Origin of the sequence: Actinomyces ruminis, assembly GCF_002154335.2 — a bacterium.
GTDB lineage: Bacteria > Actinomycetota > Actinomycetes > Actinomycetales > Actinomycetaceae > Actinomyces > Actinomyces ruminis.
The window spans coordinates 1-13,384 of sequence record NZ_MTPX02000007.1; the positions used below are offsets into that span (position 1 = coordinate 1).

Consider the following 13,384-nt stretch of genomic DNA (forward strand, 5'->3'; position numbering starts at 1 on the left):
CGCGGCGGCGGGCACGGCCCCGGGCGCGGTCGCCTGCCTGCGGCGCGGGCGACTCGATGTCTGCCTGCGCGGCGGGTGTCTGCGATGCCGGCGCGGTGACGGCGGCATCGGCGCTAGTCTCCGACGCGGGGGGAAGGTTAGGGGTGCGAGCGCGACGCCGGGTGGGAGCGGCGGGCTCGGTCGACTCGGTCGGCTGCGCCGCCGGGGCGGCGGTGTTGCCGGACTGGTGTTCGCGAATAGCGGCGATGAGTTCGCTCTTCCGCATACGTGAGGTGCCCTTTAGCCCCATGGATGAGGCGAGCTGCTGAAGCTCGGCCAGCCGCATGGTGGACAGCGAAGGGCGGGCGCTAGAGATCTCGGTCACGAGTGTCCTTTAACGGTGTGAGCATCCGCCGGTAAGGCAGATGTATCTGGGACTGCCCCGGAATGTCACGGGATGAAGTCGTGCACCAACGAGGTCCATGGCAGGGCCTGCGGCCTCAGCCTGGTGCGCATACGGCGTGCCGCTTCGTTTCGGCTCACCGTCGAGGGAAACAGTAGCAGACCTGCCGCGCGATTCGATTCGCATTTCGCCGAGCAGGGGTGTGAATCCTCTCCCCTTTAGGACAGCGACGAGACCAGTTGCGCGCCGTCCAGGTCAATCCCGGGGCGCAGCACCGTCCACCCGTGCCGCTCCAGGGTGAAGCGCGTCTGTTGCGACAAGGCCGCCAGCACGAGCACCGTGGGGCCGGCGCCGGATATGACCGCCGGGTAGCCCTGTTCGCGCAGCGAATCCATGACGGCCATGGAGGCGGGCAGGACACCGCGCCGGTACTCCTGGTGGAGCCGGTCCTCGGTTCCGGCCATCAGCAGATCCGGCCGGCCCGCGAGGGCCAGCATGAGAATGGCGGCGCGGGAGGTATTGAACAGGGCGTCGGCACGCGGCACCACATCGGGCAGGACCTTGCGGGCCTCTTCGGTGCTCAGTCGGGTTGTCGACGGCGGTACGAGCAGGCTCACCGCCAAACTCGCGTCCACGGGCATGGGCGCAGCGCGCGGGGTGCCGTCCGCCTCGATCCAGGCGACGGTGGCACCCCCGAATACGGCCGGTGCGACGTTATCCGGGTGTCCCTCGAAGCCGGTGGCGATCCGGAAGATCTCCCCATCCGGCAATGCATCCGGGTCCGAGAGCAGTCCGCGGGCGAGCATGAGGCCGGCGACGGCGGCACTCGCCGAAGAGCCCATGCCGCCGCCGTGGGGGATGCGGTTGACGCAGTGCATCTCGAATCCGGCCTGGGGGGCGCCGGCGGCCTCTAGGCCGGCGCGCAGCGCCCGCACCACCAGGTTGGAGTCGTCGGTGGGGACGATGCCCTCCCCCACGCCCTCCACGGTGACGTTGGTGGCGCCTACGATCGGGCGGACCTCGACCTCGTCGTAGTAGGTGAAGGCCATGCCGAAGGAGTCGAAGCCGGGGCCCATGTTCGCGGTGGTTGCGGGCACGCGCACCGCCGCGTGCTCGTTGGCCAGTCTCATTTCGGCGTCACAGTCCTTCGACGCGGCGGGTGGAGACGACCTCGGCGACGCGTTCCTGGGCGCGCAGCCCGTCCACGGCGGCCTCGAGCCGAGATACGGGGGCGGCGTGGGTGACGATGGTGACCAGCGCCAGTTCGTCACCGACGTCCACATAGCTGGCCTGGCGCACCGAGTTAATGGAGACGTCGTGATCGCCGAAGACCTGGGCGACGGCGGCCAGTGATCCGGGAGCGTCGGCCACCCGCAGCTGGATCTGGTAGCGGGTCAGCGCCTGCTCGGGGGGCAGGATCGGCAGGTCGGCGTAGTTGGACTCGCGGGGCGCCTGCCCGCCATTGACGCGGTGGGCGGCGGCGGCGACGACGTCGGAGAGTACGGCGGAGGCGGTGGGGGTGCCGCCGGCGCCCTGGCCGTAGAACATGAGCCGCCCGGCGGCCTCGGCCTCCACCAGTACGGCGTTGAAGCCGCCATGGACGCTGGCCAGCGGGTGGTCTGCGGGCACCAGGGCGGGGTGCACGCGCACCGAGATACCGCTGGCCTGCTCGTCCTCGCGGCGCTGGGCGATGGCCAGCAGCTTGAGCTCGCAGCCGGAGGCGTGGGCCTCGCGGATGTCATCGGCGGTGATGGAGCGGATGCCCTCGACCTCGACGTCGTTCATTCCGACGCGGGTGTGGAAGGCGAGGGAGGCAATAATGGCGGCCTTGGCGGCGGCGTCGAGCCCATCGACGTCGGCGGTGGGGTCGGCCTCGGCGTAACCGAGCTCCTGGGCGGCGGCCAGGGCCTCCTCAAAGGACAGGCCCTTGGTGCTCATCTCGTCCAGGATGTAGTTGGTGGTGCCGTTGACGATGCCGAGCACGCTGGTGACGCGGTCCCCGGCCATGGACTCGCGCAGGGCGTATACCACGGGGATGGCGCCGGCGACGGCGGCCTCGTAGTAGAAGTCGGTGTTCGCCTCGGCGGCGGCCGCGTACAGCTCGGGTCCGTGGGCGGCGATGAGGGCCTTGTTGCCGGTGATCACACTGGCGCCGGAGGCGAAGGCGGCCAGGATGAGGGTGCGGGCCGGCTCGATGCCGCCGATGAGTTCGATGACGATGTCGTTGGAGGTGGCGACGGCCTGGGCGTCGTCGGTGAGCAGGTCGCGCGGGACGGCCTCGTCGCGGGGTGCGTCCACATCCCGTACGGCGACGCCGGTGATCTCCAGTCGGGCGCCGGAGCGGGCGGCGAAGTCGTCGGCCTGCTCGAGCAGCAACCGGATCACCTGGGTGCCGACGGTGCCGGACCCGAGGACGCCGACGCGCAGTGTGGGGCGCTGCTGCCTCGCCGCGACCGGAGCGGTCGGCTGCGACGTTTCCTGGGCTACCTGCTGTTTCACGGGAACCACCTTGCGAATGTGTGCGGGCTCGCCGGGCGGACGAGCATGACTCGGCACAGCATAGGCGGCGAGTGGAAGTGGCCGCCCCCTCCTCTCACCCATGTGCATCACCAACGCGTCGAGGTCGGTAGACGTTACGTGCCGAGATCGGTCGGGGAACATCAACGCAGGCCGCGTACCACCCGGGCGCTGAGGACGGACCAGGCCAGGAGAGCCGACAGGCTCAGCGCGAGCCCCGTGGCGGTATACAGGGAGGGAGTTACGGCGACCACGAGTAGCAGTCCGACCAGTATGCAGGTGGCCAGCGCCCAGACGACGACCAGACCGTCATGCCGCGGGTGGCTTGCGCTACGGCCGTAGCCCGACACGTCGTCGTATCGTCCCCACGCCGGGGGTGGGGTCTCCAGGGAAGAGCGCGTCATGTCCATATACAGACCGTAAGGAAGATCTCACCGGCGCAGTACGTCCCCGGGGCTGAATCGCGGCACCCCCTCCTCCTCCCCAAGGAGTAGGGATCTTCCCCTAATGGATCACCGCGCATCGCACGCCACCGAGCAGAGTCTTGTAGAGCGTGTAGAACATTCGGGACAATCCAGTCATGAATGCGCAACCCGTAGGCAGTCCGCATGGAGCCCCTGCGCAGTCCTCCGACTCCGGTCCTGGCGTCACCGCAGGCGCCCGCACTGTCAGCCTCCGCGAGCTCAATCAGCGCTCCGGGCGGATCGTGGCCGACGTCGTCTCCTCCGGTCGCCCCGTCACCGTCACCGACCGTGGCCGCCCAGTCGTCCGCCTGGTGCCAATCGACCCCGAGGAGACTCCCTACGAACGTCTGCTGTGCGAAGGTCTCATCGAGAGGCCGAACACGGACGAACCGGTCCGCTGCCCAGTATCGATGTTCCAAATGGCGCCCAGTTGTACGCCGACTTCATGACTGAGCGAGAGGAAGACCGGTGATCTATCTTGACGCCTCCGCCATGCTCTTGGCGCTCCTGGCCCAACCCGGTCATGAGGCCGTCTCCGCTCACCTCGCCGCTACGGATGACAAGCTGCTCTCCTCGGTGTTACTCGAACTCGAGGTGTTTAGGGCATTGCGCCGGGAAAAGCGTGCTCCGGCCGTTGCTGACGCAGCGCTGCGGATGATTGGACTGTGCGCAATCAATGACGCCGTAATCGGCCGAGCCAAGGAACTGACCGGCGAGCTCAAGTCACTGGATGCGATTCACCTGGCTACCGCCACCATCCTGGATGACCCGCGTGACCCGGTGACAGTCCTCACCCATAACGCACGTCTGGCCGCCGCCGCCCGCGCGCAGGGGCTGCGCGCACTCGACCCGGCAGATCCGTCGGCCTAGTCCCCCTCCAGGGCCAACAGGTCCGCGATGGTCTCCGGGCGCAGCACCCACCCCTGCCGGCCCGCCTCTACCCAGGCGACGCCGGGCCGGGTGAACAGGTTGTAGTTGCTCGCCATGGAGCGCCCGTAGGCGCCGGTGGCCGGCACCGCCAGCACGTCGCCGACGGCGAGGTCGGCGGGCAGGTCCACGTCGCGCACCACCACGTCGCCGCTCTCGCAGTGCTTGCCGACCACGCGCGCGCGCACCAGCCCGGCCTCCGGGTCGGGGCGACGGTTGGCCACCAGCGCGGTGTAGGCCGCGTCGTACAGGGCGGGGCGGATGTTGTCGCTCATGCCGCCGTCTACGCTCACGTAAAGGCGGGCGGCACCCTCCCCCAGCTCCACGCGCTTGAGCCCGGTCACGGTGTACAGGGTGACCATGGACGGGCCGGCGATGGACCGGCCGGGCTCCACCGACACGTGCGGGACGGCGTCGCCCAGCTCGGCGCACAGGGAGCGGACCGCCTCCGCCAGGGCGCGGGCGACCTCGGCAGGCGACGGGGCGACGGGGTCGGCGCCGGTGTAGGCGATGCCGTAACCGCCGCCCAGGTCCACCTCCTGGCACAGCACGCCGGTCGCCTCGGCGATCTGGTGGCGCAGCCTCAGCACGACGCCGACGGCCTCCCGGAATCCGGCCAGGTCGAAGATCTGGGAGCCGATGTGGGAGTGCAGCCCGTGCAGGGTCAGCTCAGGGGCGGTCACGACGGCGCGGGCCGCGTCGAGGGCGGCGCCGGTGGCCACGGAGATGCCGAACTTCTGGTCCTCGTGGGCGGTGGAGATGAACTCGTGCCCGCCGGCGTGGATGCCGGTGGTCAGCCGCAGCATGACCGACCCGGTCTCATCGGGTGCGTAGTGACCGGACTCGCGCAGCTCGCGCACGGCTGCGGCGGCCAGGTCGATCTCCTCGGCCGAGTCCAGGACCAGGTGGCCGACCCGGTGAGCCAGCGCGGTGCGGATCTCGGCGCAGGTCTTGCCGTTGCCGTGCAGGCCCAGCCGGGTGGCGTGGGCGGTAGCGGCCTCGCCGTCGACCTCGGCCAGCGCGGCCACGCCCACGGCCAGCTCTCCGGCGGAGGCGGTGTCGATGCCCAGCCCCTCGGACAGTACGGTGCGGGCCACCCGGGTGGTCAGGAAGGCCTTGCCGGCGTAGTAGGCTTCACCACCGTTCATGCCGTAGCCCGGCCAGAACTCCTCGGCCATGGCGGCGGCCCAGGTGGCGGCGCGGCCGCGCAGGTCGGCCTCATCCAGGACGAACACGGGGGTGGGAGCGTCGGCGAGGATCTCCCCCACGCTGCGCCCGCCGATCTGCAAGGCGCCGTCGGCGCCGCGCCCGGTGGTCGAGGGCCACAGGTCGGGACGAACCTCGGGTTCGGGGGCGGCCAGGGTGCCGAGGGGAGCCTCGCTCGCGGGTACGGCGCTCATCACATGCGCTCCGGAGCGCTCACGCCCAGCAGGCCCAGCCCGTTGGCGATGACCTGCCCGACGGCGTCGTTGACCCACAGACGGGCGACGTGACCGGCGTCGACCGGATCGGTGCCGCGTGGGGTGACGCGGGTGGCGCCGTACCAGGTGTGGTAGGCGGCGGCCAGCGTCTCCAGGTAGCGGGCCACGCGATGCTGCTCGCGCAGGGCGGCGGCCTGGGCGACGATGGCCGGGTACTGGGCGAGTACGCCCAGCAGCTGGGAGTCGTGGGGAGTGTCCAGCTGGGCAGGGTCGAAACCGGCCTCGCGGCTCACGCCCCGCTCGATGGCATTGCGGGCCACGGAGCGGATACGGGCGTGGGCGTACTGGACGTAGTAGACGGGGTTGTCGTTGGAGGTGGAGGCCAGCAGGTTCAGGTCGATGTCGATCATGGAGTCCATGGAGGAGCGGGCCAGGGCGTAGCGGGCCGCGTCCACGCCGACGGCGTCGACCAGGTCCTCCAGGGTGACCACGGTGCCGGCGCGTTTGGACATGCGCACCGGCTGCCCGTCGCGCACCAGGTTGACCAGCTGGCCGATGATGATCTGCATGTTGACGCCGGGCTCGTCGCCGTAGGCGGCGCACATGGCCATCATGCGGCCAATGTAGCCGTGGTGGTCGGCACCGAGCAGGTAGATGGCGCAGTCGGCGCCGCGGGCACGCTTGTCCAGGTAGTAGGCGACGTCGGCGGCGAAGTAGGCGGGGTCGCCGTCGGACTTGATCAGGACGCGGTCCTTGTCGTCGCCGAAGTCGGTGGTGCGCAGCCAGGTGGCGCCGTCGGCCTCGAAGATGACGCCGCGCTCGCGCAGGCGGCCGATGGCGCGCTCGACGGCGCCGGAGGTGTGCAGGGAGTCCTCGTGGAAGAAGACGTCGAAGTCGGTGCGGAAGTCGTGCAGCTCGGCCTTGACGGCGGCGAACATGAGGTCGACGCCGCGGGCGCGGAAGACCTCGGTGGCCTCGACGTCGGGCAGGCCGGCGGGGTCGGGGCGGCCGGCGGCGGTCTCGTCCGCAGTCACGCGGGCGGCGATCTCCCCGATGTAGGAGCCACCGTAGCCGTCCTCGGGTGTCTCCTGGCCGCGGGCGGAGGCGAGCAGGGAGCGGGCGAAGCGGTCGATCTGGGTGCCGTGGTCGTTGAAGTAGTACTCACGGGTGACCTCGGCGCCGCAGGCGGCCATGATGCGGGCCAGGGAGTCGCCGACGGCGGCCCAGCGGGCCCCGCCCAGGTGTACCGGGCCGGTGGGGTTGGCGGAGACGTACTCGAGGTTGATGTGCTGGCCGGCCAGGGAGTCGTTGGTGCCGTAGGCGGTACCTGCATTGAGGATGGTGCGGGCGAGCTCGCCGGCGCTGGCGGCGTCCAGGCGGATGTTGAGGAAGCCAGGGCCGGCGACCTCGGCGGAGGCGACGCCGTCCAGGGCGCCCACGCGCTCGGCCAGCAGCTCGGCCAGGGCGCGCGGGTTGGTGCCGGCCTTCTTGGCCAGCTGCATGGCGACGTTGGTGGCCCAGTCGCCGTGCTCGCGGGAGCGGGGGCGCTCGACCTTGGGCAGCGGCACCTCCTCCACCGGCAGGGCGAGGCTGCCGTCACTGGCGGCGGCGAGGAGGACGTTGCGGATCGCTTCGGCGAGCTCTTCTGGGGTCACGCGCGCCAGCGTACCGGCACCGCCCCGACCCGCCGAAACCATCCCGAATCCCGCACCGAGATCGGTAGCAGTTACGTGCCGAGGTCGGTCGATACGGCTCTGTCACGCCGCCTGAGCGCAAATACCCTCACAAGGGAGTAGAGTTTCGGGTAGCCGAAACCATGTGAGGAGGCCGACCGTGCCCGATCCCGTCGACTCCGCCGCTGGCGCGGACGCCGCCGTCGAGGCCATCGTGCGCAAGCACACGCCGCGGCCGAGCCCTCCCCGGCACCGGCTGCTGGCGCTGCTCGGTCCGGCATTCGTGGCCGCGGTCGCCTACGTGGATCCCGGTAACGTCGCGGCGAACATCACCGCCGGCGCCCGCTACGGCTACACGCTGGTATGGGTACTGGTACTGGCCAACGCCATGGCGGTGCTCATCCAGTATCAGAGCGCCAAGCTCGGCATCGTCACCGGCCGCTCACTGCCGCAGTTGCTTGGGGACCGGCTCGGACGCGGCACCCGCCTGGCCTACTGGGCACAGGCCGAACTGGTCGCCGCCGCCACCGACCTGGCCGAGGTGATCGGCGGTGCCGTCGCCCTGCACCTGCTGTTCAACATCCCGCTGCTGACCGGCGGCGTGATCATCGGCGCCGTCTCCATGCTGCTGCTGGCCCTCCAGGAGCGCCGCAGCCAACGCACCTTCGAGGGGGCCGTGGTCGCGCTCCTGGTGGTGGTGACGATCGGCTTCGTTTGCGGGCTGTTCATCTCCCCGCCGGACTGGGGCGAGACCTTCGCCGGTCTCATCCCCCGGCTGCAGGGCTCGGGCAGCCTGCTGGTGGCCGCCTCCATGCTCGGCGCCACCGTCATGCCGCACGCCATCTACCTGCACTCCTCCCTGGTGCGCGACCACCACGAGGAGATCGGCGAGGGGCACGCCGCCCGTCAGGCCGCTGGCACCACGCCGATTCCCGACGCGACGCACCAGCCGCCGCCAGCCCCGGCCCCACCGACGATGCTGCTCTCTCCGGGCAAGAGCGCACCGGTCGACTTATTCGCGCCACCCGCGTGGATGTGATCTGGGCGCTGGCGCTGGCGGGCGCCGTCAACATTGCCCTGCTGCTGCTGGCCGCCTCGGCGCTGTCCGGCGTCGGCGGCACCGACACGATCGAGGGGGCGCACGCCGCCATCACCGCCTCGTTGGGGCCGGCCGTCGGGGCTGTGTTCGCGGTCGGGCTACTGGCCTCCGGATTGGCCTCGACCTCGGTGGGGGCCTACGCCGGCAGCGAGATCATGGCGGGGCTCCTGCACGTGCGGGTGCCCCTGCTGGCACGCCGCGCCGTCACCCTCGTGCCGGCGCTGATCATCATTGCCGTCGGGGCGGAGCCGACCTGGGCACTGGTGCTCAGCCAGGTGGTGCTCTCCTTCGGGATCCCGCTGGCGATCGTGCCGCTCATGCGGGCCACGGGCTCGAAGCAGATCATGGGCCGGTGGCGCGACGGCGTGGTACTGCGCTGGACGTCCCACGCGGCGGCGGCGCTCATTATCGCGCTCAACCTCGCGCTGGTGGTGCTGACACTGACCGGCAACGGGTGAGGCGCAGCAAACCCGACGGCGCCGTCGGCTCGTCGAACGCCACAGCCTCTCGGTTTCCATCCGGCGCCCGAACGCTGGTACAGTCGCGCCTCGGGCCCCGGTAGCTCAGTGGATAGAGCGTCTGCCTCCGGAGCAGAAGGCCGCAGGTTCGAATCCTGTCCGGGGCACCAGCCCCGAAGCCCCCGCCCGACCCCGAGTCGGCGGGGGCTTCGTCGATCCTGAGGGCCGCATTTGCACAATGCCCCGATAGACCAGGGCGCCATTGTCAGCAGGGCACGGTAGCACGTCGGACGTTATCGGCGTGATTGTGTGTGCGGTCGGGGTTAGTTCCTCCTAGTGCGGACGACCAGCAGCACGCCCACGCCCACCCGACCGAGCCGACGTCGCCGGTGGTGACAGGGCGTTCAGTCACCGGACCGCCCGGTGCCGAGACCCTCCCCGACCCCACCCTCCGCCCGGCCAAGCGCACCTCCAGCCCAGCCACTCATGGCACCGCGCCACCCCGAGTTTGGACCGCCCAAGTCGGTTTGGACCCCTTACCTCGGTTTGGACCCCTTACCTCGGTTTGGACCGCCCCAGTTGCACACAACGGCGGTCCAAACAGGGGACAGCGGTCCAAACAGGGGACAGCGGTCCAAACAGGGATTCGGGGTCCAAACCGAAAAGGTCGCCGGCAGGCATCCCCCCAACACGCCGGTCTGAAGCACCACGATCGCGCCGATGCCCCGACAACCCCGCAACACACCCGAACCGCACACGCATTCGCGCCGACAACCCCCATGTCCAAGCCGAAAGGCCGACATGTCAAAGTCCGCAAGGACAAGGGAATGGCCCGGCAGCTGAGCGAAGTGTTCAAAGCTCTCGCTCATCTAGCCCGGGCCATTGGTGTCCTTGTGGATGCCCTCGGCAGGTGGCTCAACTGAACCGCCTGCCTCGGGGAGCCATCCGGTTGCCGCCGGGTGGCTCGCCCGCCCGCCTACGCGGCGGCCTGGCAAGCAGAGGCCGCGAGCTCCCGGTCGGTGTCGAAGATGACGCGGTCCTCGGCCACGATCAGTTGCCCGGAGCGGTTGTCGCCGAAACGGCGTCCGATACTCCGCCCCGTCCACGGCTCCCAACCGGGCTCACCGGTCTCGATGAAACGCACCCAGGCGGAGTGCATGGCGTCCGCGAGCGCCTGTGGCGGCGCCGCGCCGAGCGTGTGCTCGCAGTAGGGCTCGCTCAGGCAGTCAAAGGCGAAGGGGATCTCCATGCAGTGCGTGGCCAGCTCCATCGGTCCACAGCAGTAGCTGAACTCATAGGCGTAGCTGCCGGCCGGACCGTCAACGGCATCCGCCGCCTCGGCGCACTCCGCACGCGCCAGGAACCACCCCGCTAGCGGGATGTGGAAGACGCCGTCCGAGATGAAGTTGCCGATCACCATATGCGGGGCGCCAGCGTGCTCGGGGTGCGCGGCGATGAGCCGATCGGCCAGCTGCTCGCTCATGCCGCCGGCGATCAGCACCTTGCGCGGGTCGCGCCCGGACATCGCCTCTGTGTAGGCCATGCCCGAGAAGGCGAAGTCGTGCGTGGTGGAGCCGGCGAGGATCGGGACCTGCGCCCCGTCACCCCGGCGCAGGGACTGACGGATCGGGGCAGTGATGATCTCGTCGTCGACGGTCGGGCTGAACGGGATACCGGTATCGGGCTCACCGATACCCGCCAGCACCCCGGCCACGGCCGCGACCGGGTCCGGTCCGGCCGCGGTGGCGCCGCCGTCGTCGGCATGCTCGTCAACCGCGTTCAGGGCGTTCTGCGCGGTGAAGATCTCGTCATAGCTGCAAGACCGGTAACCGGCCAGGTTCGCCTCCACCCCGAGTGCGGCGGCCATGCGCGCGGCGTTGTCGGCGTTGCGCGCGGCCGACAGGTCCGGGACCGCACCGGACTCGGAGATGACGCCGCGGAACAGGCCCCGGGCGCGGGGCACCGACAGCAGCACCATGGAGTTGCCGCCGCCGGCGCTCTGCCCGCCGATCGTCACCCTGGCGGGGTCGCCGCCGAAGCGGGCAATGTTGTCGCGCACCCATTCCAGCGCCATGACCTGGTCCAGGACCGCTCGGTTGTAGGGGGCGTCGGAATCGGGAATGTATCCGTAGCCGTCGAATCCGAGCCGATAGGCGATCGACACGGTGACCACGCCGTCGCGGTTGAAGGCGGCGCCGTCGTACCAGGGCGAGTTGTGGGAGCCGGAGGTCCAGCCGCCGCCGTGGATCCACACCAGCACCGGCAGGTGCGCCCCCTCGTCGCCAGGAACGGGCGTGAACACGTTGAGAGTCAGGAAGTCGTCCCCGGGCACACTCGGCTCGGGGATGGCCGGGTCGGCGAAGATGGAGCCGCGCTGCGGCGTCGCAGCCGGGACGACGGCGGCGCGCTCCTCGCCCCAGGGTTTCCGCCGTACCGGCGCCATGAAGCGCCGCTCCTCCACCGGCGCCTCGGCGTAAGGGATGCCGTAGAAGGCGGCCGAGCGCTCATAGCGGGCGGCGGGACCGACGCGATCCGGAGCGGAGACGATCTCGCGCCACACCCCGCGCACCGGCCCGGCGGTGGTGTTCACTCGCGGGCCGGGCGCACCGGTGGGAACTGCGATCGGGGTGGCGGCGACGTGTCGGACGGGCTGGGGGCGGCTGTCAGTCATGGCGCTATTGTCGTCCCAGCCACACCCGCCTTCTCAACCGAGCACGTCCAGCGCCAGGGCGGGAAGGTCGGTGATGATGGCGTCGACGCCGCTATCCACCAGTGCGCGCATCTGCTCGGGATCATCCACGGTCCACACGTGCACCTCCATCCCGAAGGCGTGCGCCTGGGAGATGAGGCGAGGGGTGACCACGGGCATGCGGTGGAAGCGGACCGGCACCTGCACGGCGTCGACTCGTCCCCTGCTTCCTGCCCGTCGGCCGGGCCGTACCGGCAGGGCAGCCTGACTGCGCGCCACGAGCCGGGCGACGTCACCCACCCCCAGGGAGGTAACGGCCCGCGGCTCCTGCCGCCGCAGCTTGGCCAGACGACGCGCCGAGAAGGAGGCGAAACGGACCCGTCCCAGGCGTCGGCATCACGTACCACCCGCAACGCGGGCTGGACGACGGCGGAGTCCTTCAGGTCTATGTTGAAGCGAATCCGCGGGTGGGTGGTCAGAGCCTGGTCAAGGCGCACATACGGGCGCCCGTCGCCGGCGTCCACCTCGGCCAATTCCTCCCAGTCAACTCGGCGATGCGCCGTGGGTCACCGGCGGTGCGCACCAGGTCGGCGTCATGGGAGAGGACGACGACGCCGTCGGCGGTGGCCCGCAGGTCGGTCTCCATCCAGGTCAGGCCGAGCGCGGCCACGTGCTCGACGGCGCTCCAGGTGTTCTCGGCAACCTCACCGCCCCCGCCCCGGTGGGCGAGGACGGCGCAGCGGCGGGTCGGACTCATGAGTCGGATTCTTGCAGGCGGTTGTCTCTCGCCCGGACATTCAGGAGCAGTCGGTGGTCAGTTCGACAGCGCCGTGCTCCTCGAGCCATTCCGCCGGGTCCACGGTAGAGGAGTCCTCGGTGTTGTTGGCGGTGCGCACCTCGAAGTGCAGGTGCGGGCCGGTGGAGTAACCGGTGGAGCCGACGCCGGCGATGAGTTGGCCGGCCTCCACCTGGTCGCCCTCGGATACGTAGATTCCGTCCGCATACATGTGCAGATAGCTGGTGTACCAGGTCTGGCCGTCGATCTGATGCTCGATGATGATGGTGCCGGTGCCGGATGACATGCCGGCGGCGACGACGGTGCCGGCGGCGGCTGCGTAAATGGGCGTGCCGGCGGCGGCCGCCCAGTCCTGGCCGGCGTGGAGCTTCATGTAGCCCAGGGTTGGGTGCAGCCGGTAGCCGTATGGCGAGGAGACCGTGTAGGTGCCCGAGATCATGGGGTAGAAGACCTCGGGGGTGGAGTTGAAGGCCGCGGTGTCCCCGGAAGCGCCCGTAGTCTGGGCGGCACAGGTGGCTGAGGCGTTCTCATAGGCCTCACGGATGCGCGCCAGAGTCGCCGCGTCAGGCACGTTGGACAGTTCCGGGTCGGAGGCGGTGTCGACGTCGGCATCCGAGCCGAGTACGGCGGCCGCGACCGAAGATGATGGATCAGTGCTGCTGCCCGCACTCGTAGGTGCGGCGCTGCCGAGATCCAGTGCCGCAAGCGCCTGCGGGGCAGTCAGCAGGTTGGAGCGCAGCGGGGCGACGACGGTGACCAGGGCGAGGACCACGAGCACGCCGGTGCGCCCGACCGTGCCGAGGTGGCTGCGGTGTCGCGGCGGGGAGACAAGTCCTGCCGGTGCGGATGCATCCGGCGGCGGGGCGGGGCGCGGCGCGGGTGGGGGCCGCCGCGGGAGTCGACCGCTCGACGACCGCCTGCCGGCGTTCGGCGGCGCGTTCCGCTTCACGACGCTGGC

The 13,384-nt window shown here is 70.4% G+C and carries 12 protein-coding genes, 1 tRNA gene and 1 pseudogene; 4 read left to right on the forward strand and 10 right to left on the reverse strand.

The window, feature by feature from the left end; translation table 11 throughout:
- The 4 genes from BW737_RS17210 to BW737_RS00585 form a co-directional block, all read right to left on the reverse strand.
- A partial coding sequence (locus tag BW737_RS17210) for a Rho termination factor N-terminal domain-containing protein (protein WP_257210306.1) occupies positions 1-364 on the reverse strand: 364 nt, incomplete at its 3' end.
- Between the two features lie 236 nt (positions 365-600).
- Positions 601-1,512 (reverse strand): homoserine kinase, encoded by a 912-nt coding sequence (gene thrB, locus BW737_RS00575; RefSeq protein WP_086615372.1) that lies wholly within the window; start codon positions 1,510-1,512, stop codon positions 601-603.
- 7 nt (positions 1,513-1,519) lie between these two features.
- The gene (locus tag BW737_RS00580; RefSeq protein WP_257210314.1) at positions 1,520-2,809 is read right to left on the reverse strand and encodes a homoserine dehydrogenase; all 1,290 of its coding nucleotides are present in this window, start codon (positions 2,807-2,809) and stop codon (positions 1,520-1,522) included.
- Positions 2,810-3,042: 233 nt separating this feature from the next.
- A complete protein-coding gene (locus BW737_RS00585) occupies positions 3,043-3,303 on the reverse strand; it encodes a hypothetical protein (RefSeq protein ID WP_143233203.1) in 261 nt (86 codons plus the stop codon).
- A gap of 176 nt (positions 3,304-3,479) precedes the next feature.
- Here BW737_RS00585 and BW737_RS00590 point away from each other — a divergent pair, with 176 nt between their 5' ends.
- Positions 3,480-3,812, forward strand: coding sequence for a type II toxin-antitoxin system Phd/YefM family antitoxin (locus BW737_RS00590; protein ID WP_086615375.1), 333 nt, complete (start codon positions 3,480-3,482; stop codon positions 3,810-3,812).
- Positions 3,813-3,831: 19 nt separating this feature from the next.
- A complete protein-coding gene (locus BW737_RS00595; protein ID WP_086615376.1) occupies positions 3,832-4,233 on the forward strand; it encodes a PIN domain-containing protein in 402 nt (133 codons plus the stop codon).
- Here BW737_RS00595 and lysA read toward each other — a convergent pair.
- Both lysA and argS read right to left on the reverse strand, forming a co-directional pair.
- Positions 4,230-5,690: a diaminopimelate decarboxylase gene (gene lysA, locus BW737_RS00600; protein ID WP_420835689.1), complete on the reverse strand. Its 1,461-nt coding sequence runs from the start codon at positions 5,688-5,690 to the stop codon at positions 4,230-4,232. The two genes, BW737_RS00595 and lysA, sit on opposite strands and share 4 nt — an antisense overlap.
- Positions 5,690-7,366, reverse strand: a complete 1,677-nt coding sequence (gene argS, locus BW737_RS00605; RefSeq protein ID WP_180271960.1) for an arginine--tRNA ligase — start codon at positions 7,364-7,366, stop codon at positions 5,690-5,692. The genes lysA and argS overlap by 1 nt, the downstream gene beginning before the upstream one ends.
- A gap of 232 nt (positions 7,367-7,598) precedes the next feature.
- Between argS and BW737_RS16465 the strand changes: the two are divergent.
- Together BW737_RS16465 and BW737_RS00620 are read left to right on the forward strand one after the other, a co-directional pair.
- Positions 7,599-8,941, forward strand: a pseudogene (locus tag BW737_RS16465) (Nramp family divalent metal transporter).
- A 94-nt stretch (positions 8,942-9,035) separates the two neighbouring features.
- A tRNA-Arg gene (locus tag BW737_RS00620) sits at positions 9,036-9,111 on the forward strand.
- A gap of 806 nt (positions 9,112-9,917) precedes the next feature.
- Here the strand turns inward: BW737_RS00620 and BW737_RS00625 are convergent.
- The 4 genes from BW737_RS00625 to BW737_RS00635 form a co-directional block, all read right to left on the reverse strand.
- On the reverse strand, positions 9,918-11,612 hold the full coding sequence (locus BW737_RS00625) for a carboxylesterase/lipase family protein (RefSeq protein ID WP_086615381.1): 1,695 nt from the start codon (positions 11,610-11,612) through the stop codon (positions 9,918-9,920).
- A gap of 33 nt (positions 11,613-11,645) precedes the next feature.
- On the reverse strand, positions 11,646-12,017 hold the full coding sequence (locus BW737_RS19235) for a glycerophosphodiester phosphodiesterase family protein (RefSeq protein ID WP_338063817.1): 372 nt from the start codon (positions 12,015-12,017) through the stop codon (positions 11,646-11,648).
- Between the two features lie 88 nt (positions 12,018-12,105).
- Positions 12,106-12,387 (reverse strand): glycerophosphodiester phosphodiesterase family protein, encoded by a 282-nt coding sequence (locus BW737_RS19240; protein WP_338063816.1) that lies wholly within the window; start codon positions 12,385-12,387, stop codon positions 12,106-12,108.
- 40 nt (positions 12,388-12,427) lie between these two features.
- The gene (locus BW737_RS00635) at positions 12,428-13,204 is read right to left on the reverse strand and encodes a M23 family metallopeptidase (protein WP_257210307.1); all 777 of its coding nucleotides are present in this window, start codon (positions 13,202-13,204) and stop codon (positions 12,428-12,430) included.
- Positions 13,205-13,384: the final 180 nt, after the last annotated feature.

Excerpts from the sequence above, each read along its gene's own strand:
- BW737_RS00590 (WP_086615375.1), top strand. The coding sequence starts at position 3,480 with ATGAATGCGCAACCCGTAGGCAGTCCGCATGGAGCCCCTGCGCAGTCC.
- BW737_RS00585 (WP_143233203.1), bottom strand. The coding sequence starts at position 3,303 with ATGACGCGCTCTTCCCTGGAGACCCCACCCCCGGCGTGGGGACGATAC.
- thrB (WP_086615372.1), bottom strand. The coding sequence starts at position 1,512 with ATGAGACTGGCCAACGAGCACGCGGCGGTGCGCGTGCCCGCAACCACC.
- BW737_RS19240 (WP_338063816.1), bottom strand. The coding sequence starts at position 12,387 with ATGAGTCCGACCCGCCGCTGCGCCGTCCTCGCCCACCGGGGCGGGGGC.
- BW737_RS00625 (WP_086615381.1), bottom strand. The coding sequence starts at position 11,612 with ATGACTGACAGCCGCCCCCAGCCCGTCCGACACGTCGCCGCCACCCCG.
- lysA (WP_420835689.1), bottom strand. The coding sequence starts at position 5,690 with ATGAGCGCCGTACCCGCGAGCGAGGCTCCCCTCGGCACCCTGGCCGCC.